General features: G+C 58.2%; 22 protein-coding genes. 20 read left to right on the top strand and 2 right to left on the bottom strand.

All coding sequences use genetic code 11. The annotated features are described in order from the left end of the window. Positions 1–124: 124 nt before the first annotated feature. The 15 genes from rpsH (at position 125) to bfr (ending at position 9,322) form a co-directional block, all read left to right on the top strand. The gene (gene rpsH, locus AC06G5_RS27230; RefSeq protein ID WP_003186040.1) at positions 125–517 is read left to right on the top strand and encodes a 30S ribosomal protein S8; all 393 of its coding nucleotides are present in this window, start codon (positions 125–127) and stop codon (positions 515–517) included. A 12-nt stretch (positions 518–529) separates the two neighbouring features. After that, positions 530–1,063, top strand: coding sequence for a 50S ribosomal protein L6 (rplF, locus tag AC06G5_RS27225; RefSeq protein ID WP_003176412.1), 534 nt, complete (start codon positions 530–532; stop codon positions 1,061–1,063). A gap of 10 nt (positions 1,064–1,073) precedes the next feature. Beyond that, positions 1,074–1,424, top strand: a complete 351-nt coding sequence (rplR, locus tag AC06G5_RS27220; protein ID WP_003186037.1) for a 50S ribosomal protein L18 — start codon at positions 1,074–1,076, stop codon at positions 1,422–1,424. 3 nt (positions 1,425–1,427) lie between these two features. Next, positions 1,428–1,928 (top strand): 30S ribosomal protein S5, encoded by a 501-nt coding sequence (gene rpsE / locus AC06G5_RS27215; protein ID WP_003186035.1) that lies wholly within the window; start codon positions 1,428–1,430, stop codon positions 1,926–1,928. Between the two features lie 2 nt (positions 1,929–1,930). After that, a complete protein-coding gene (gene rpmD, locus AC06G5_RS27210; protein WP_003176408.1) occupies positions 1,931–2,107 on the top strand; it encodes a 50S ribosomal protein L30 in 177 nt (58 codons plus the stop codon). Between the two features lie 3 nt (positions 2,108–2,110). Continuing rightward, a complete protein-coding gene (gene rplO, locus AC06G5_RS27205; RefSeq protein ID WP_003228720.1) occupies positions 2,111–2,548 on the top strand; it encodes a 50S ribosomal protein L15 in 438 nt (145 codons plus the stop codon). Further along, positions 2,549–3,877: a preprotein translocase subunit SecY gene (secY, locus tag AC06G5_RS27200; protein ID WP_003228718.1), complete on the top strand. Its 1,329-nt coding sequence runs from the start codon at positions 2,549–2,551 to the stop codon at positions 3,875–3,877. It abuts the gene before it with no gap. A 24-nt stretch (positions 3,878–3,901) separates the two neighbouring features. Beyond that, positions 3,902–4,018 carry a 50S ribosomal protein L36 gene (gene rpmJ / locus AC06G5_RS27195; RefSeq protein ID WP_002555468.1) on the top strand — a complete coding sequence of 39 codons (117 nt, stop codon included), beginning with the start codon at positions 3,902–3,904 and terminating at the stop codon, positions 4,016–4,018. A gap of 130 nt (positions 4,019–4,148) precedes the next feature. Next, the gene (gene rpsM / locus AC06G5_RS27190; RefSeq protein ID WP_009045849.1) at positions 4,149–4,505 is read left to right on the top strand and encodes a 30S ribosomal protein S13; all 357 of its coding nucleotides are present in this window, start codon (positions 4,149–4,151) and stop codon (positions 4,503–4,505) included. A 30-nt stretch (positions 4,506–4,535) separates the two neighbouring features. Then, complete coding sequence (rpsK, locus tag AC06G5_RS27185) at positions 4,536–4,925, top strand: 30S ribosomal protein S11 (protein WP_002555466.1); 390 nt, start codon at positions 4,536–4,538, stop codon at positions 4,923–4,925. Between the two features lie 18 nt (positions 4,926–4,943). Then, a complete protein-coding gene (gene rpsD, locus AC06G5_RS27180) occupies positions 4,944–5,564 on the top strand; it encodes a 30S ribosomal protein S4 (protein WP_003176404.1) in 621 nt (206 codons plus the stop codon). A 22-nt stretch (positions 5,565–5,586) separates the two neighbouring features. After that, complete coding sequence (locus AC06G5_RS27175; RefSeq protein WP_007970428.1) at positions 5,587–6,588, top strand: DNA-directed RNA polymerase subunit alpha; 1,002 nt, start codon at positions 5,587–5,589, stop codon at positions 6,586–6,588. A 42-nt stretch (positions 6,589–6,630) separates the two neighbouring features. Next, the gene (gene rplQ, locus AC06G5_RS27170; RefSeq protein WP_007970429.1) at positions 6,631–7,017 is read left to right on the top strand and encodes a 50S ribosomal protein L17; all 387 of its coding nucleotides are present in this window, start codon (positions 6,631–6,633) and stop codon (positions 7,015–7,017) included. 237 nt (positions 7,018–7,254) lie between these two features. Next, positions 7,255–8,709 (top strand): catalase, encoded by a 1,455-nt coding sequence (locus tag AC06G5_RS27165; protein ID WP_413426431.1) that lies wholly within the window; start codon positions 7,255–7,257, stop codon positions 8,707–8,709. Positions 8,710–8,857: 148 nt separating this feature from the next. Continuing rightward, positions 8,858–9,322, top strand: coding sequence for a bacterioferritin (bfr, locus tag AC06G5_RS27160; protein WP_007970123.1), 465 nt, complete (start codon positions 8,858–8,860; stop codon positions 9,320–9,322). Positions 9,323–9,386: 64 nt separating this feature from the next. On the opposite strand, the gene uvrA is transcribed toward bfr, so the two are convergent. Further along, a complete protein-coding gene (uvrA, locus tag AC06G5_RS27155) occupies positions 9,387–12,221 on the bottom strand; it encodes an excinuclease ABC subunit UvrA (RefSeq protein ID WP_413703934.1) in 2,835 nt (944 codons plus the stop codon). Between the two features lie 191 nt (positions 12,222–12,412). Here uvrA and AC06G5_RS27150 point away from each other — a divergent pair, with 191 nt between their 5' ends. Continuing rightward, positions 12,413–13,810: an MFS transporter gene (locus AC06G5_RS27150; RefSeq protein WP_413426435.1), complete on the top strand. Its 1,398-nt coding sequence runs from the start codon at positions 12,413–12,415 to the stop codon at positions 13,808–13,810. A 9-nt stretch (positions 13,811–13,819) separates the two neighbouring features. Continuing rightward, on the top strand, positions 13,820–14,338 hold the full coding sequence (locus AC06G5_RS27145) for a single-stranded DNA-binding protein (protein WP_413426437.1): 519 nt from the start codon (positions 13,820–13,822) through the stop codon (positions 14,336–14,338). A 100-nt stretch (positions 14,339–14,438) separates the two neighbouring features. Here the strand turns inward: AC06G5_RS27145 and AC06G5_RS27140 are convergent, their stop codons facing one another. After that, positions 14,439–14,987 (bottom strand): cysteine hydrolase family protein, encoded by a 549-nt coding sequence (locus AC06G5_RS27140; protein WP_413426439.1) that lies wholly within the window; start codon positions 14,985–14,987, stop codon positions 14,439–14,441. A 101-nt stretch (positions 14,988–15,088) separates the two neighbouring features. Between AC06G5_RS27140 and AC06G5_RS27135 the strand changes: the two genes are divergently transcribed. From AC06G5_RS27135 to AC06G5_RS27125, 3 genes are all read left to right on the top strand, one after another. Further along, positions 15,089–16,081 carry a GlxA family transcriptional regulator gene (locus AC06G5_RS27135; protein ID WP_413703935.1) on the top strand — a complete coding sequence of 331 codons (993 nt, stop codon included), beginning with the start codon at positions 15,089–15,091 and terminating at the stop codon, positions 16,079–16,081. 206 nt (positions 16,082–16,287) lie between these two features. Further along, positions 16,288–17,397 (top strand): DUF3182 family protein, encoded by a 1,110-nt coding sequence (locus AC06G5_RS27130; RefSeq protein WP_413426443.1) that lies wholly within the window; start codon positions 16,288–16,290, stop codon positions 17,395–17,397. Further along, entirely contained in the window at positions 17,387–18,145 is a 759-nt protein-coding gene (locus AC06G5_RS27125) for an alpha/beta hydrolase family protein (protein WP_413426445.1), read from the top strand. Before AC06G5_RS27130 ends, AC06G5_RS27125 begins: the two co-directional genes overlap by 11 nt. Positions 18,146–18,220: the final 75 nt, after the last annotated feature.

Here is an 18,220-nt window from a genome sequence, read left to right as displayed (position 1 = left end):
ATTCATTTCTGGGGTGTGTCTAGAATACCCGGCTCGCCTGAGCCCGTGTTTTTCATGCCCGGAGATTCTCGGCGACACGTAATAGCCGCAAGGCTAATTTTTTTGTATTAGGAGCGTCTAGCCCATGAGTATGCAGGACCCGTTAGCGGACATGCTAACTCGTATCCGTAATGCCCAGATGGCTGAAAAGTCCGTCGTAAGCATGCCATCTTCCACGTTGAAGGTAGCTGTTGCCAAAGTCCTGAAGGACGAAGGTTACATTGCGGGTTATCAGATCAGCAGCGAAATCAAGCCACTGCTGTCCATCGAGCTGAAGTACTTCGAAGGCCGTCCGGTTATCGAAGAAGTGAAGCGCGTTAGCCGTCCAGGCCTGCGTCAGTACAAGTCCGTCGATGATCTGCCAAAAGTTCGTGGCGGTCTCGGTGTGTCTATCGTCTCCACCAACAAGGGTGTGATGACTGATCGTGCTGCGCGCGCTGCCGGTGTCGGCGGCGAAGTTCTTTGCACTGTGTTCTAAGGGGGGATAAGCATGTCTCGCGTCGCTAAGAACCCCGTTAAGCTGCCAGCCGGTGTCGAAGTAAAATTCGCAGGCCAACAGCTTTCGGTGAAGGGTGCCAAGGGCACTCTCGAACTGAACATCCATTCGTCCGTTGAGATCGTTGAAGAAGCTGGTGAGCTGCGTTTCGCTGCTCGCAATGGCGATCAACAGACTCGCGCAATGGCTGGTACCACTCGTGCGTTGGTAAACAACATGGTCCAAGGCGTAAGCCAAGGCTTCGAGCGCAAGCTCCAGCTGGTCGGTGTTGGTTACAAAGCGCAAGCAAAAGGCACAGTGCTGAACCTGGCTCTTGGCTTCTCGCACCCAGTGGATTACGAACTGCCGGAAGGCATCACCGCTGAGACTCCTAGCCAGACCGATATCCTGATCAAGGGCATCGACAAGCAGCTGGTAGGTCAAGTGGCCGCCGAGATCCGCGACTTCCGTCCACCAGAGCCGTACAAAGGCAAAGGTGTGCGCTACGCGGACGAAGTCGTCCGTCGTAAAGAAGCCAAGAAGAAGTAGGGCATAGCAAATGACCGACAAAAAAGTTACTCGACTGCGTCGCGCTCGCAAAGCACGCCTGAAAATGCACGAACTCGAAGTCGTGCGTCTCTGCGTGTTCCGCTCTTCGCAGCACATCTACGCCCAGGTCATTTCGGCCGACGGCAACAAAGTCCTGGCAAGCGCCTCGACTTTGGATAAAGAACTGCGTGATGGTGCCACCGGCAACATCGACGCGGCCACTAAGGTTGGCCAGCTGGTCGCTACGCGTGCTAAGGCCGCTGGCGTCTCGCAGGTGGCTTTCGACCGCTCTGGCTTCAAGTACCACGGCCGCGTTAAAGCGCTGGCTGATGCTGCTCGTGAAGCTGGGCTGGAGTTCTAAGTTATGTCAAATAACGACCAAAAGCGCGACGAAGGCTACATCGAGAAGCTGGTTCAAGTTAACCGCGTAGCCAAAACCGTTAAAGGCGGCCGTATCTTCACTTTCACCGCGTTGACCGTGGTTGGTGATGGTAAAGGCCGTGTTGGCTTCGGCCGTGGCAAGTCGCGTGAAGTGCCTGCTGCGATCCAGAAGGCAATGGAAGCTGCTCGCCGCAACATGATCCAGGTTGATCTGAACGGCACCACTCTGCAGTACGCAATGAAGTCCGCTCACGGCGCTTCGAAGGTGTACATGCAGCCTGCTTCTGAAGGTACCGGTATCATCGCTGGCGGCGCTATGCGTGCTGTCCTCGAAGTTGCTGGCGTTCAGAACGTTCTGGCCAAGTGCTACGGCTCGACTAACCCGGTAAACGTGGTTCACGCCACTTTCAAGGGTTTGAAAGCAATGCAGTCTCCTGAATCCATTGCCGCCAAGCGTGGCAAAAGCGTCAAGGAGATCTTCTGATCATGGCTACCGTAAAAGTTACGCTGATCAAAAGCATGACCGGCCGCATCCCTAACCACAAACTGTGCGTTAAGGGTCTGGGTCTGCGTCGCATCGGTCACACTGTAGAAGTCCAGGATACTCCCGAGAATCGCGGGATGATCAACAAGGCTTACTACATGCTGCGTGTCGAGGGTTAATCGATGAAACTCAATGATCTGAGTCCAGCGCCGGGTTCCCGTCGCGAAAAGCATCGTCCGGGCCGTGGTATCGGTAGCGGTTTGGGTAAGACTGGTGGCCGTGGTCACAAAGGTCAGACCTCTCGCTCCGGTGGCACCATTGCTCCAGGCTTTGAAGGCGGTCAACAGCCGCTGCATCGTCGCCTGCCGAAGTTCGGTTTCGTTTCCCTGAAAGCCATGGACCGCGCAGAAGTGCGTCTGTCCGAGCTGGCCAAAGTGGAAGGCGACATCGTCACCGTGCAGTCCCTGAAAGATGCCAACGTGATCAACGTCAACGTACAGCGTGTGAAAATCATGCTGTCCGGTGAAGTGACTCGCGCTGTCACTATCGGCAAGGGAATCGGCGCCACCAAAGGTGCGCGTGCGGCTATCGAAGCAGCTGGCGGCAAGTTCGAGGAATAAATGGCTAAGCAAGGTGCTCTCTCTGCGCTCGGCAAAGGCGGTATGTCTGAACTCTGGGCTCGTCTGCGTTTTCTGTTCCTGGCGATTATCGTCTACCGAATAGGCGCACACATCCCGGTTCCAGGTATCAACCCGGACCGACTCGCGGACCTGTTTCGACAGAATGAGGGGACCATTCTTAGCTTGTTCAACATGTTTTCCGGCGGCGCGCTGGAACGGATGAGCATCTTTGCACTGGGGATCATGCCGTACATCTCGGCATCGATCATCATGCAACTGATGACCGCCGTCAGCCCGCAGCTGGAGCAGTTGAAGAAGGAAGGTGAAGCTGGCCGTCGCAAGATCAGCCAGTACACCCGCTACGGCACTGTCGTCCTAGCTCTCGTCCAGGCCATTGGCATGTCCATTGGTCTGGCGGGGCAGGGCGTTGCGTTCACTGGTGACTTTGGCTTCCATTTCGTCGCGGTATCCACGTTTGTGGCTGGTGCGATGTTCATGATGTGGCTGGGTGAGCAGATTACTGAGCGTGGTGTTGGCAACGGTATCTCGATGTTGATTTTTTCGGGTATCGTCGCCGGTCTTCCGAGAGCGATCGGGCAGTCTTTCGAGTCTGCGCGTCAGGGTGATATCAACATCTTTGCCCTGGTTGCCATCGGTTTGCTGGCAGTAGCGATTATCGGTTTCGTGGTGTTCATTGAGCGTGGTCAGCGTCGTATCGCTGTTCACTACGCCAAGCGTCAGCAGGGCCGCAAGGTCTTTGCCGCGCAGACTAGCCACTTGCCGCTGAAGGTGAACATGGCCGGTGTTATTCCGGCTATTTTCGCGAGCAGCATTTTGCTGTTCCCGGCTTCGTTGGGTGCCTGGTTCGGTCAGTCTGAAGGTATGGGCTGGTTGCAGGACATCTCGCAGTCGATCGCTCCTGGTCAGCCGTTGAATATTCTGCTGTTTAGTGCAGGGATTATTTTCTTCTGCTTCTTCTATACGGCGTTGATGTTCAATCCGAAAGACGTAGCGGAAAACCTGAAGAAGTCCGGTGCCTTTATTCCGGGCATCCGTCCAGGTGAGCAGTCTGCGCGCTACATTGATGGCGTTCTGACTCGCTTGACCATGTTCGGTGCTCTTTACATGACGGCCGTCTGCCTGTTGCCCCAGTTCCTGGTGGTTGCAGCCAACGTACCGTTCTACCTTGGCGGGACCTCGTTGCTGATCGTGGTCGTGGTTGTGATGGACTTCATGTCCCAAGTACAATCGCACCTCGTTTCGCACCAGTACGAATCCCTGATGAAGAAAGCCAACCTGAAGGGTTACGGCAGCGGCATGCTGCGCTGACCCATAAGGTTCGAGGAGTTGGTGATGAAAGTTCGTGCATCGGTGAAAAAGCTGTGCCGTAACTGCAAGATTATTCGCCGCGAAGGTGTTGTTCGAGTAATTTGCAGCGCGGAACCGCGTCACAAACAGCGCCAAGGCTGAGTGTGATTGTGCTTCAAGCCCGGCAGCTAGTGCGCTGCCGGGTTGATTATTTGTTATTACAGCGATATTATCTCGCGCCCTATTTCTTGGCTTCCGGGGCGTAGGTAGCTGTCAATTGGAGTCCCACTGAATGGCCCGTATTGCAGGCGTTAACATTCCAGATAACAAGCATACTGTTATCTCGCTGACCTACATCTATGGTGTTGGTCGCACTACTGCACAGAAAATTTGTGCAGAGACTGGGGTAAACCCAGCCGCAAAGATCAAGGATCTGAGCGACGAGCAAATTGAACAGCTGCGTGGCGAAGTGGCGAAGTTCACCACTGAAGGTGACCTGCGTCGCGAAATCAACATGAAAATCAAGCGCTTGATGGACCTCGGTTGCTATCGCGGTCTGCGTCATCGTCGTGGTCTGCCAGTACGCGGTCAGCGTACCAAGACCAACGCGCGTACCCGTAAAGGTCCGCGTAAGCCGATCCGCAAGTAATCGCCCCAGCGAATCGACAGGAATTTAATCATGGCAAAACCTGCTGCTCGTCCTCGTAAAAAAGTTAAAAAGACAGTGGTTGATGGCATCGCCCACATCCATGCATCTTTTAACAACACCATCGTGACCATCACCGACCGTCAAGGTAACGCTCTTTCCTGGGCTACCTCCGGTGGTTCGGGTTTCCGCGGTTCCCGCAAGTCCACCCCGTTCGCTGCTCAGGTAGCTGCTGAACGTGCTGGTCAAGCTGCGCTGGAATACGGCCTGAAAAACCTCGACGTCAACGTCAAAGGTCCAGGTCCAGGTCGTGAATCCGCAGTCCGCGCTTTGAACGGCTGTGGCTACAAGATCGCCAGCATCACCGACGTGACGCCAATCCCGCACAACGGGTGCCGTCCGCCGAAGAAGCGCCGCGTGTAATCCAGGAGATTGTAAAGAATGGCTCGTTACATTGGTCCAAAATGCAAACTCGCTCGTCGCGAAGGCACCGATCTCTTCCTGAAGAGCGGCGTGCGCGCGATCGAATCGAAGTGCAACATTGAAGCAGCACCTGGTATCCACGGCCAACGCCGCGGTCGCCAGTCCGACTACGGCACCCAACTGCGTGAAAAGCAGAAGGTCCGTCGTATCTACGGCGTTCTCGAGCGTCAATTCAGCGGCTACTACAAAGAAGCTGCTGGCAAGAAAGGTGCAACTGGTGAAAACCTGCTGCAACTGCTCGAATGCCGTCTGGACAACGTTGTATACCGTATGGGCTTTGGTTCGACTCGTGCCGAATCCCGTCAGCTGGTATCGCACAAGTCGATCAGCGTAAACGGTCAGACCGTTAACGTTCCGTCCTACCAGGTTCGTGCTGGTGACGTGGTTGCTGTTCGCGAGAAAGCAAAAAATCAACTTCGCATTGTCCAAGCTCTCGATCTGTGTGCCCAACGTGGCCGCGTAGAATGGGTAGAAGTAGACACTGAGAAGAAGTCGGGCGTTTTCAAGAACGTTCCAGCTCGCAGTGATCTGTCCGCCGACATCAACGAAAGCCTGATTGTCGAGCTCTACTCCAAGTAAGGGCTAGAAAATAGGTGCATCCATGCAGATTTCGGTAAATGAGTTCCTGACACCCCGCCACATTGATGTGCAGGTTGTCAGTCCAACCCGCGCCAAGATCACTCTCGAGCCTCTCGAGCGTGGTTTCGGCCATACCCTGGGCAACGCGCTGCGCCGCATCCTGTTGTCCTCAATGCCCGGCTGTGCAGTAGTCGAGGCCGAGATTGACGGTGTGCTCCACGAGTACAGCGCCATCGAAGGTGTACAGGAAGACGTCATTGAAATCCTGTTGAACCTTAAAGGTCTGGCTATCAAGCTGCACGGTCGTGACGAAGTTACGCTGACCTTGTCGAAGAAGGGTTCGGGGGTGGTTACCGCTGCCGATATTCAGCTGGATCATGATGTCGAGATCGTTAACCCCGATCACGTAATCGCTAACCTGGCGTCTAACGGCGCCCTGAACATGAAGCTCGTAGTAGCTCGTGGTCGTGGTTATGAACCGGCAGACTCGCGTCAGAGCGATGAGGACGAAAGCCGCAGCATCGGTCGCTTGCAGCTTGACTCTTCGTTCAGCCCGGTTCGCCGTATCGCATACGTGGTGGAAAACGCCCGTGTCGAGCAGCGTACTAACCTGGACAAGCTGGTTATTGATCTGGAAACCAACGGTACCCTGGATCCTGAAGAGGCGATTCGCCGTGCTGCAACCATCCTGCAACAGCAGTTGGCTGCGTTCGTCGACCTCAAGGGTGACAGTGAGCCAGTGGTTGTCGAGCAGGAAGACGAGATCGATCCGATCCTGCTTCGCCCGGTTGACGATCTGGAACTGACTGTACGTTCGGCTAACTGCCTTAAGGCGGAAAACATTTACTACATCGGTGACCTGATTCAGCGTACCGAAGTGGAACTGTTGAAGACTCCGAACCTGGGCAAGAAATCCTTGACTGAAATCAAGGACGTTCTGGCCTCCCGCGGTCTGTCCCTCGGCATGCGCCTCGACAACTGGCCGCCTGCAAGTCTTAAGAAGGACGACAAGGCGACTGCCTGATCGTCGTAATCACCGAACGTAGTGTTTGGTAAGGAATGAACCATGCGTCATCGTAAAAGTGGTCGTCACCTGAGCCGCACCAGCTCGCACCGCAAGGCCATGTTCCAAAACATGGCGGTGTCGCTGTTCGAGCACGAGCTGATCAAAACTACTCTGCCAAAAGCCAAAGAACTGCGCCGCGTTGCCGAGCCGCTGATCACTCTGGCCAAGACAGACAGCGTTGCTAACCGTCGTCTGGCTTTCGACCGTACTCGTTCGAAAGCTATCGTTGGTAAGCTCTTCAACGACCTGGGCAAGCGTTACGCTACCCGTGAGGGTGGCTACCTGCGCATCCTCAAGTGCGGTTTCCGCGCTGGCGACAACGCGCCTATGGCGTACGTCGAGTTGGTTGATCGTGCTACTGCCGGCGAAGCTGTATCTGCCGAGTAAGACGTCAGTCTGAAACAAAGAACCGGGCCTAGTGCCCGGTTTTTTGTGCCTGTAAGAAATGCATCGTTTGTACAAGCGTCTCCTTCGTTCACATCGTCATGATGTGATGGGGATGATCATTAGTTTTTCTCTATCGATGTCTGCAGGTTAATGAATTTGTAGCTGTCATATTGATGATCAATACTCCCTCTCAGCCGATAGCCGGCAGTTCAAGACCGACAGAGGAAGGAAGATCGCATGAGCCAGAACACAACGCTAACCACCGCCAGCGGCGCTCCTGTTGCCGATAACCAGAATTCCCGTTCCGCCGGCCCTCGGGGCCCGCTGCTGCTCGACGACTTTCACCTGATCGAGAAGCTTGCCCATTTTAACCGTGAAAACATCCCTGAGCGCCGTGTGCACGCCAAAGGCTCGGGGGCTTACGGTACGTTCACCGTGACGCGCGATATCACTCAATACACCAGTGCCAGGTTGTTTGACGCAGTCGGCAAGCAGACCCCCACGTTCCTGCGGTTTTCCACCGTGGGTGGTGAGCGTGGTTCGGCCGATACCGAGCGCGATCCGCGCGGGTTTGCCTTGAAGTTTTACACCGAGGAAGGCAACTGGGACATCGTCGGCAACAACACACCAGTATTCTTCATTCGCGATCCACTGAAGTTTCCAGACTTTATCCACACCCAGAAGCGCTTGCCGCAAAGCAACCTGAAGAGCGCCCAGATGATGTGGGACTTCTGGTCGCATTCGCCTGAGGCGCTGCACCAGGTCACCATCCTGTTCTCCGACCGGGGTATTCCTGACGGGTATCGTCACATGCACGGCTTTGGCAGCCACACTTACAGCCTTATCAACGCTCAAGGTGAGCGTCACTGGGTTAAGTGGCACTACAAGACCAAACAGGGGATCAAGAACCTGGCTCCGGCCGAGGCTGCGCGCCTGGCGGGTACTGATCCGGATTACGCCCAGCGCGACTTGTTCAATGCCATCGAGCGCGGTGACTTTCCAAAATGGAGCGTGTGCATTCAGATCATGAGTGAGGCTCAGGCGGCGGCGCACTACGAGAATCCGTTTGATGTCACCAAGACCTGGTCGCAGAAAGAGTTTCCACTGATTGAAGTCGGAGAGCTGGAGCTCAATCGCAATCCGCAGAACTACTTCGCGGAAGTCGAGCAAGCGGCGTTCGGTCCTAGCAATATGGTTCCAGGGGTTGGTCTCTCGCCGGATCGCATGTTGCAAGGTCGGGTGTTCGCCTACGCGGATGCTCACCGCTACCGCGTCGGTACCAACCACCAGCAACTGCCGGTGAACGCGCCTCGCAGCCCGGTCAATACTTACCAGCGCGACGGTTCGATGGCCTTTGGAGGTAACGGGGGCGCAGCGCCGAACTACGAGCCAAACAGCTACGTCGAGTCACCGAAGCAGGCGCCTCGTTACGCAGAGCCCGCGTTGGCCCTCAGTGGTGCCGCCGATCGTTACGACCACCGTGAAGATACTGATTACTACAGTCACGCCGGCGCGTTGTTCCGCTTGATGTCTGAAGAGCAGAAATCATTGCTGGTCAGTAACATCGCCGGTGCGATGGCGGGAGTGTCGAGTGATGTGGTTGATCGCCAGTTGCAGCATTTCTTCAAGGCCGACCCGGCGTATGGAGAAGCAATCGCAAAGCTGCTCAACGTACAGCTTAACGAAGTCTAAATGAGAAGCAGAACCGCCCTTGTTTGGGCGGTTTTTGCGTTATTTCAGCTGGTTTTCTCAGAATATCTTCGCTTTTATTGCGGCTTTCGGGTGACGATATGAGGATGTTGGTTCAAACTACAACTTTCAAGCAGGGAGATGTAGGGCGATGCAAGGCCACCCGGATGTGATCGATTACCTCAACACGTTGCTGACCGGCGAACTGGCCGCGCGTGATCAATATTTCGTCCACTCGCGGATGTATGAGGACTGGGGTTTCACCAAGCTCTACGAACGAATCAACCACGAGATGGAAGAAGAAGCAGGGCACGCCGATGCCCTGATGCGCCGGATTCTGATGCTCGAAGGCACGCCGCGCATGCGTCCGGACGATCTCGATGTCGGCACCACGGTGACCGAGATGCTCGAAGCGGATTTGCGCCTGGAATACAAGGTCCGTGCCGCGCTGTGCAAAGGCATCAAGCTATGCGAGCAGCACAAGGACTATGTCAGCCGCGAAATGCTACGGGTTCAATTGCATGACACTGAAGAAGATCACACCTATTGGCTCGAAAAGCAGTTGGGGCTGATCAAGCTGATCGGGCTCGAGAACTACCTGCAGTCCCACGCCTGATTCAGCAGAAACGAAAAAGCCCCTGTCATTGATGAAATGACAGGGGCTTTTTCATGGCGCCCGGTCAAGCCCGATCACGCTCCAGCAGCGGCTTGAGGTAATAACCGGTATGGGATTGCGTCATCTCTGACACTTCCTCCGGCGTGCCGACGGCAATGATCTGCCCGCCCTTGGAACCGCCTTCCGGTCCCAGGTCCACCAGCCAGTCAGCGGTCTTGATCACGTCCAGGTTGTGTTCGATCACCACCACGGTGTTGCCGTGGTCGCGCAGGCGATGCAACACGTCCAGCAGTTGTTGGATGTCCGCGAAGTGCAGCCCGGTGGTCGGTTCATCGAGGATGTACAGGGTCTTGCCGGTATCGCGTTTGGAAAGCTCGCGGGAGAGTTTCACCCGCTGGGCTTCACCACCGGAGAGCGTGGTCGCCGATTGCCCCAGCTTGATGTACGACAGGCCGACGTCCATCAATGTTTGCAGCTTGCGCGCCAGGGCCGGTACGGCATCGAAGAACTCCCGTGCTTCCTCGATGGTCATCTCGAGGGTTTCGTGGATGCTCTTGCCCTTGTACTTGATCTCCAGGGTTTCTCGGTTGTAGCGCTTGCTCTTGCACACGTCGCACGGCACGTAGATGTCCGGCAGGAAGTGCATCTCCACCTTGATCAGGCCGTCGCCCTGGCAGGCTTCGCAACGCCCGCCCTTGACGTTGAAGGAGAAGCGCCCCGGCCCGTAGCCGCGGGAGCGGGATTCCGGCACGCCAGCGAACAATTCGCGGATCGGTGTAAACAACCCGGTGTAGGTCGCCGGGTTGGAGCGAGGTGTGCGACCGATCGGGCTCTGGTCGATGTCGACGACCTTGTCCAGGTGCTCAAGGCCCTTGATGCTGTCGTGGGCGGCCGCTTCAAGGGTAGTGGCGCCATTCAGCGTTGTAGCGCTCAAAGGGAACAGCGTGTTGTTGATCAGTGTCGACTTGCCTGAGCCGGATACGCCGGTCACACAGGTCAGCAGGCCAATCGGAATCTCCAGATCGACATTGCGCAGGTTGTTGCCGCGCGCGCCCTTGAGCGACAGCGTCAGCTTCTTGTTGCGCGGCGTGCGTTTGGCCGGGACTTTGATCTTCACCCGGCCCGACAGGTATTTGCCCGTCAGCGAGTCCGGATGCGCCATGACCTCGGCCGGTGTGCCTTCGGCGACGATATGCCCGCCGTGCACGCCAGCGCCCGGGCCGATGTCCACCACGTAGTCGGCCAGGCGAATGGCGTCTTCGTCGTGCTCGACCACGATCACCGTGTTGCCGATATCGCGCAGGTGCTTGAGGGTGCCCAGCAAACGGTCGTTATCGCGCTGATGCAGGCCGATGGAGGGTTCGTCGAGGATGTACAGAACGCCCACCAGGCCGGCGCCAATCTGGCTGGCCAGACGGATACGCTGGGCCTCGCCACCGGACAAGGTGTCCGCACTGCGATCCAGCGACAGATAATCGAGGCCGACGTTGACCAGGAACTGCAGGCGCTCGCGGATTTCCTTGAGGATCTTGTCGGCAATCTCGCCACGCCGGCCGGTGAGCTTGAGCCCGCCAAAATAATCGGACGCATCGCCTATCGGCAGGTTGGTCACCGCCGGCAGGGTTTTCTCGCCGACCCACACGTGCCGCGCCTCACGCCGCAGGCGGGTGCCGCGGCAGTCCGGGCAGGCTTGGGTGCTGAGGAACTTGGCCAGCTCTTCACGTACCGACGCCGATTCGGTCTCGCGGTAGCGTCGCTCCAGGTTCGGCACGATGCCTTCGAACGGATGCGAGCGTTTGACGATATCCCCACGGTCGTTCAGGTATTTGAAGTCGACGTTTTGCGAGCCGCTGCCATGCAGGATGAATTTCTGCTGATCGGCAGGGAGTTCGTTGAACGGAACCTCAAGACTGAATTTGTAGTGGGAAGCCAGCGAGCCGAGCATCTGGAAGTAATAGACATTACGCCGATCCCAGCCACGAATCGCCCCTTCGGCCAGGGTCAGCTCGCCATTGACCAGGCGCTTGATGTCGAAGAACTGCTTGACCCCTAGACCATCGCAGGTCGGGCAAGCGCCGGCCGGGTTGTTGAAGGAGAACAGCTTGGGTTCCAGTTCGCTGATCGCGTGGCCGCAGATCGGGCAGGCGAAGCGTGCGGAGAAGATCATCTCTTCACCCGGTTCGTCATCCATCGGTGCCACCAGGGCGATGCCGTCTGCCAGCTTCAGCGCGGTCTCGAAGGATTCGGCCAGGCGTTGTTGCAGGTCGGCGCGAACCTTGAAGCGGTCGACCACGACATCGATGGAATGTTTTTTCTGCTTGTCGAGCTTGGGTGCTTCGTCCAGCTCGTAAAGCTTGCCGTTGATCCGGGCACGGACGAACCCTTGGGCGCGCAGTTCTTCGAAAACCGACAGGTGCTCGCCCTTGCGCTCGCGGATAACCGGAGCCAGCAGCATCAGCTTGCTGCCCTCCGGTTCGGCGAGGACCAGGTCGACCATCTGGCTGACGGTCTGCGCTTCCAGCGGGATGTCGTGATCCGGGCAGCGCGGAATACCCACGCGTGCATACAGCAGGCGCAGGTAGTCGTAGATTTCGGTAATGGTGCCGACCGTCGAACGCGGGTTGTGCGAGGTGGATTTCTGTTCGATGGAGATCGCCGGCGACAGGCCTTCGATGGTGTCGACGTCAGGCTTTTCCATCATCGACAGAAATTGCCGGGCATAGGCCGACAGCGATTCGACGTAGCGGCGCTGACCTTCGGCGTACAGGGTGTCGAAAGCCAGGGACGACTTGCCGGAGCCGGACAGGCCGGTGATGACAATCAGCTTGTCCCGTGGCAGGGTCAGGTCGATGTTCTTCAGGTTGTGGGTTCGAGCCCCACGAATCAGGATCTTGTCCAAGGTGGCCTCGCTCGGCGGGCGTCGAAAACGTAGGAGTATACGGCCAAATACTGGATGGATGCACACTATCAAACGAGAGGGTTACTGTCTTACATGAAGACTGTGTCAGCAATGCGCGTCAAAGCGTCGCGATATACCCTGCCAATCGATGGGACTGGTAGAATCGCCGCCGGTTCACATGAGGTTTTTCCATGCACGATCCCCACAGCGAGCGCATGAGTGGCGGTGAGACCCGCGCAGCAAGCGGTCTGGCCCTGGTGTTCGCCTTCCGTATGCTTGGCATGTTCATGGTGTTGCCGGTACTGGCGACCTATGGGATGGATCTGGCTGGGGCCACGCCGGCCCTGATTGGCTTGGCGATTGGCGCTTATGGCCTGACCCAGGCCATTTTCCAGATTCCGTTCGGATTCATTTCCGACCGCATCGGTCGACGCCCGGTGATTTACCTGGGGTTGATCGTCTTTGCCCTCGGTAGCCTGCTAGCAGCCAATGCCGATTCGATCTGGGGTGTGATCGCCGGGCGAATCCTGCAGGGCGCCGGGGCGATTTCGGCGGCGGTCATGGCCTTGCTGTCCGACCTGACCCGCGAGCAGCACCGGACCAAGGCCATGGCCATGATCGGCATGACCATCGGCCTGTCGTTTGCGGTGGCCATGGTGGTCGGTCCGCTGTTGACCCGTGCCTTCGGGCTGTCCGGGCTGTTCCTTGCCACCGGTGGCATGGCGCTCTTCGGCATTGTGATCGTGATGTTCATGGTGCCGCGCTCCACCCACCCGTTGCAGCATCGAGAGTCCGGTGTCGCGCGCCAGGCGCTGATCCCGACGCTCAAGCACCCGGACCTGCTGCGTCTGGACCTGGGCATTTTTGTGTTGCACGCGATGTTGATGTCCAGCTTCGTCGCCTTGCCGCTGGCACTGGTCGAGAAGGCCGGGCTGCCCAAGGAGCAGCACTGGTGGGTGTACCTGACTGCGCTGCTGATTTCTTTCTTCGCCATGATCCCGTTCATTATTTACGGCGAAAAGAAACGCAAAATGAAACGAGTTTTACTCGGTGCCGTCGTGACACTGATGCTCACCGAGCTATTCTTCTGGCAGTTCGGCGACAGCTTGCGGGCTCTGGTGATCGGTACAGTGGTGTTCTTCACCGCGTTCAATCTGCTGGAGGCTTCGTTGCCGTCGCTGATCAGCAAGGTTTCACCGGCAGGCGGCAAAGGCACGGCGATGGGGGTTTATTCCACCAGCCAGTTTCTCGGATCGGCACTGGGCGGGATACTCGGCGGCTGGTTGTTCCAGCACGGCGGTTTGTCGGTTGTGTTCCTCGGATGCGCCGGTCTGGCTGCCCTCTGGCTGGCCTTTGCTGTTACCATGCGTGAACCTCCCTACGTGACAAGCCTGCGCTTGCCGTTGTCGCCCGAGGCGATCCGCGAAGCGGGTCTGGTCGAGCGCCTGAAGGCTGTCGTAGGGGTAACAGATGCAGTGATAGTCGCTGATGAGGCGGCCATTTACATCAAATTGGACACCGAACTATTGGATCGCACCACCCTTGAAAGCCTGGTGAACAACCCGGCCGGGGCAGCGTGCGTAGCCTAGGAGAACGTTATGGCCCGTGGGGTTAACAAAGTCATATTGGTCGGCACTTGCGGCCAGGATCCCGAAGTTCGCTACTTGCCTAACGGTAATGCCGTGACCAACCTGAGTCTGGCGACCAGCGAACAGTGGACCGACAAGCAAACCGGTCAGAAAGTCGAAAAGACCGAATGGCACCGTGTTTCGATGTTCGGCAAGGTTGCGGAAATCGCCGGCGAATACCTGCGTAAAGGTTCGCAGGTGTACATCGAAGGCAAGCTGCAGACCCGCGAGTGGGAAAAAGACGGTATCAAGCGTTACACCACCGAAATCGTGGTCGACATGCAAGGCACCATGCAACTGCTGGGCGGCCGTCCACAGGGCGACCAGCAGGCTCAGGGCGGCGGTAACAACTACCAGCAATCCGCTCCGCGCCAGCAGGCTCCGCGTCCACAGCAGTCGGCACCGCAACAGTCGCGCCCGGCTCCACAGCAGGCTGCTCCTCAGCCGGCTCCGGATTTCGACAGCTTTGATGACGATATTCCGTTCTAAGCAGCTGTAAGCCCCCGAGCTACAAGCGGCAAGCTGAAAAACAAAACCCGCACTTCGGCCTGAAGTGCGGGTTTTTTATTCGTGGTGAAACGCCGTTGCTTCAGGCCGCGAGGTAGTCGGTGGTCGACACCACGCTGGCATACGCAAACGCCAGGGCCGCCATGAACGCCGCATGAACCTGCGCCGCCGGAACCGTCACGCCATTGAACTCCAGGTCGAGGGTGGCACAGGCGTCGTGGATCACGGTGACTTTATAGCCAAAGTCCGCCGCCGCACGGGTGATGCCGTCCACACACATGTGGCTCATGCTGCCCACGACCACCAGCTCCTTGATGCCTTGCTCGTCGAGGATCGACTTCAAGTCGGTTTCGCGGAACGAGTTGACGAAGTGCTTGAGTACCACCGGTTCGTCGGCGCGGTTGAGCACTTTCGGGTGCAGCTTCGCGCCTTCGGAGTCGGGGGTGAAGAACGGTGCATCGTTGGAGGTGAATTCGTGGCGGATGTGCACCACTGAATCGCCGGCAGCGCGAAAGGCCTCGATCAGGCGGGCGGCGTTGTCTGCGGCGGCGTCAGCACCGACCAGCGGCCACTTGCCTTGGGGGAAGTAGTCGTTCTGGATATCGACTACGATGAGCGCTTGCTTGGCCATGACTGTTTCCTTGAAGTGTGTGTTGGTGTGGAATGCAGTATTGGCGCTGGCAGGCGGTCCGGGGATTGGCCGCACCGACAATAAGAGGGGGAAAACTGACAATGGACGCAGAAAGGGCAATCGCCGAACTCGGTGTGCTGATCTATCCCGGCGCGCAGATGGCGGCGGTGCATGGCTTGACGGACTTGTTCGGGGTGGCCAACCGGATCGCCGCCGAGCATCAGACTGCGCAGTTGCCGCTGCTGCGGGTCAGCCATTGGCAGGTCGAAGGTGATCAGCCGCCGGTGCGGGTCTTCGACAGCCATCCCGGCCCGGAGCGCGCCCTGGTGGCCGTGCTGATTCCGCCGTCGATCGGCGGTTTTTCCGAGGGCCAGGCGCCACAGGGATTGATCCGCTGGTTGCGCGAGCAACACGCCGGCGGCGCGACACTGGGCGGAGTTTGCGTGGGCTCGATCCTGTTGGCTGAAAGCGGTCTGCTCGACGGTCGCAGCGCCACCACCCACTGGACCTCGGCCAAAGCCTTCGCCGAACGTTATCCGGCGATCAGGCTCAAGGCCGATACGCCGATTGTCGATGACGGCGACCTGATTACCACTGCCGGGCTGATGGCCTGGTCCGAACTGGGTTTGCGCCTGGTCAACCGGCTGCTGGGACCGAGCATCGCCACCAATACCGCGCGTTTTCTGGTGGTGGAGCACAGCGACAGCGCCAGTGAGTGCGGCAGCAATTTTGCGCCGATCCTCAGTCACGGCGATGCGGCGATCCTCAAGGTGCAACACTGGCTGCAAAGCACCGGGGCGACCGATGTATCGCTGGCGGCGATGGCCGAAAAGGCAGGCCTTGAAGAACGCACCTTCCTGCGCCGATTCCGTGCGGCCACCGGGCTCAAGCCCACTGAGTATTGCCAGCATCTGCGAGTCGGCAAGGCCCGGGAAATGCTCGAATTCACCAACGGCACCATCGACCATATCGCTTGGACCGTGGGTTATCAGGACCCCGGGGCGTTTCGTGCGACATTCAAGAAAATCACCGGGCTGGCGCCGAGTGATTATCGGACGCGGTTCGGGGTGAGCCCTGGATCGGTTGCACGGTAGTTACATCACCTCGGCTCCCTCAGGGTTGGGCTTGAGTCGTGCAAAATGCCGGAATCACTAAGGGCGTCGTGCAGAATAAAACAGGCCCCATGCCATCATCTCCTGTGCAAAGGGCTGATTTGAAATACGTTTCCCCTGAAGCCGCCTTGGCCTGATCCCTGCACCCCTTCAGCTACATTCATCAAGCGTCGATTGAAGGGGGATGCATGACCCCGACAAACCGCAAGAAACTGGTGGTCGCCCATTCGGTGATCGCCGATGCGCCACTGCACGAAGTCGAGACCAACCGTGCGCTGGCCCGCTGGCTGGCGCAGATACTGGGGCTCAAGTACGGCGGCAGTTACGACCCGCAACGGCACGGCGGGCGGGACCTCTACCTGCTGCCGACCCAGACCCTGGTGGGTGCTGCGGCTGCCCGGCGCCTGGGGGTCAAGGGGCCGGAGGATTTGTGGGGCGGTTATGTCGACCACGACTTCATCTGCACCAAAGCCATCAGTCATGGATTGCTCAATCACCATGCCCATGCACCGCAAGGCTGGGCACCCTTGTTTTCCGAGCGGGTGCGCAGCGTAGTACTCGACGGTCTCAGCGTGTTCTCACTCGCGGATGCGCGCCCGGCGGCGGAGCAATTGTTGCAGGCCGGGCCGATCCGCCTGAAGCCGATTCATGCCTGCGCCGGACGCGGTCAGGAAGTGATCAAAAGCCTCGACGAGTTCGATCAAGTGCTTGCCAGGCCAGAGGCTGGGGCCCTGTTCACCGAAGGCGTGGTGCTCGAGCAGGATCTGGACCAGGTGATCACCCACAGCGTCGGCCAGAGTTTTATCGGCGACAGGGTGCTCAGTTACTGCGGAGAGCAATACCTCACCGAAGACGCACAGGGCGAGTCGGTGTATGGCGGTTCCGATCTGCTGGTGGTGTCCGGTGACTACGACCAATTACTGAAACTGGATCTGCCGCAAGACGTGCGCCTGGCGATTCGTCAGGCACAAGTGTTCGACAACGCGGCCGATGAAGCCTATCCCGGCTTTTATGCCTCGCGGCGCAATTACGACATCGCCCAGGGCCTGGACAGCAACGGCCAGCCGCGCAGTGGTGTGCTGGAACAGTCCTGGCGCATGGGCGGTGCCAGCAGTGCCGAGGTAGCGGCCTTGCAGAGTTTCGTCAACGAACCGGGGATGTGCGCGATTCGTGTGTCTTCGGTGGAAACCTATATCGACCAGCCGCTGCCGGCAGACGCCATCGAGGTGTTCCGCGGGCCGGCGCACACCAGTGACTTTCTCCTCAAGTACGTAACGGTTGAATCCTATGACGGCTAGAAGCGAATCCATTCAGATCGACATCGACAACGAACAGATGAGCGGGACGTTTCTGAGCCCCAAATCGAAAGTCCCCGGCGTGCTCTTCGTGCACGGTTGGGGCGGCAGTCAGGAGCGGGACCTGGAACGCGCCAAGGGCATCGCCGGGTTGGGCTGCGTGTGCCTGACCTTCGACCTGCGCGGACACATCGGCGGCACCGGCATTCCATTGTCCCGGGTGACTCGCGAAGATAACCTGCGGGATCTGCTGGCAGCCTATGACCGCTTGCTCGCGCACCCGGCCCTCGATACGTCGGCGATTGCCGTGGTCGGCACCAGCTACGGGGGGTATCTGGCCGCGATCCTGACCTCGCTCAGGCCGGTACGCTGGCTGGCGCTGCGGGTGCCGGCGCTGTATCGCGATGAGCAATGGCACACGCCGAAACGCGATCTGGACAAGCTGGATCTGCATGATTACCGAAGCACCCTGGTGAGTGTCGACGGCAACCGCGCCTTGCATGCCTGTTCGCAATTTACCGGGGACGTCCTGCTGGTGCAGTCCGAGACCGACGACCACGTGCCCCACGCGACGATCATGAGCTACCGGGCGGCCTGCCAGCAGACGCACTCACTGACCCACCGTATCATCGACGGCGCCGATCACGCTTTGAGCGACCCGGTTTCACAGCAGGCGTACACTTCGATCCTCGTCGACTGGATTACCGAGATGGTGGTGGGGGAGCGGTTGAGCATTATTCAATCATCCTGATATTTGTGGTGTTCTTGCAGGCCCCTTCGCGGGCAAGCCCGCTCCCACAGGGTTTTGGGTTGTTCCCAAAAAATG

It is taken from the genome of Pseudomonas sp. WT-JTC, assembly GCF_056711565.1.
This window is presented reverse-complemented; position numbering and strand designations above follow the sequence as displayed.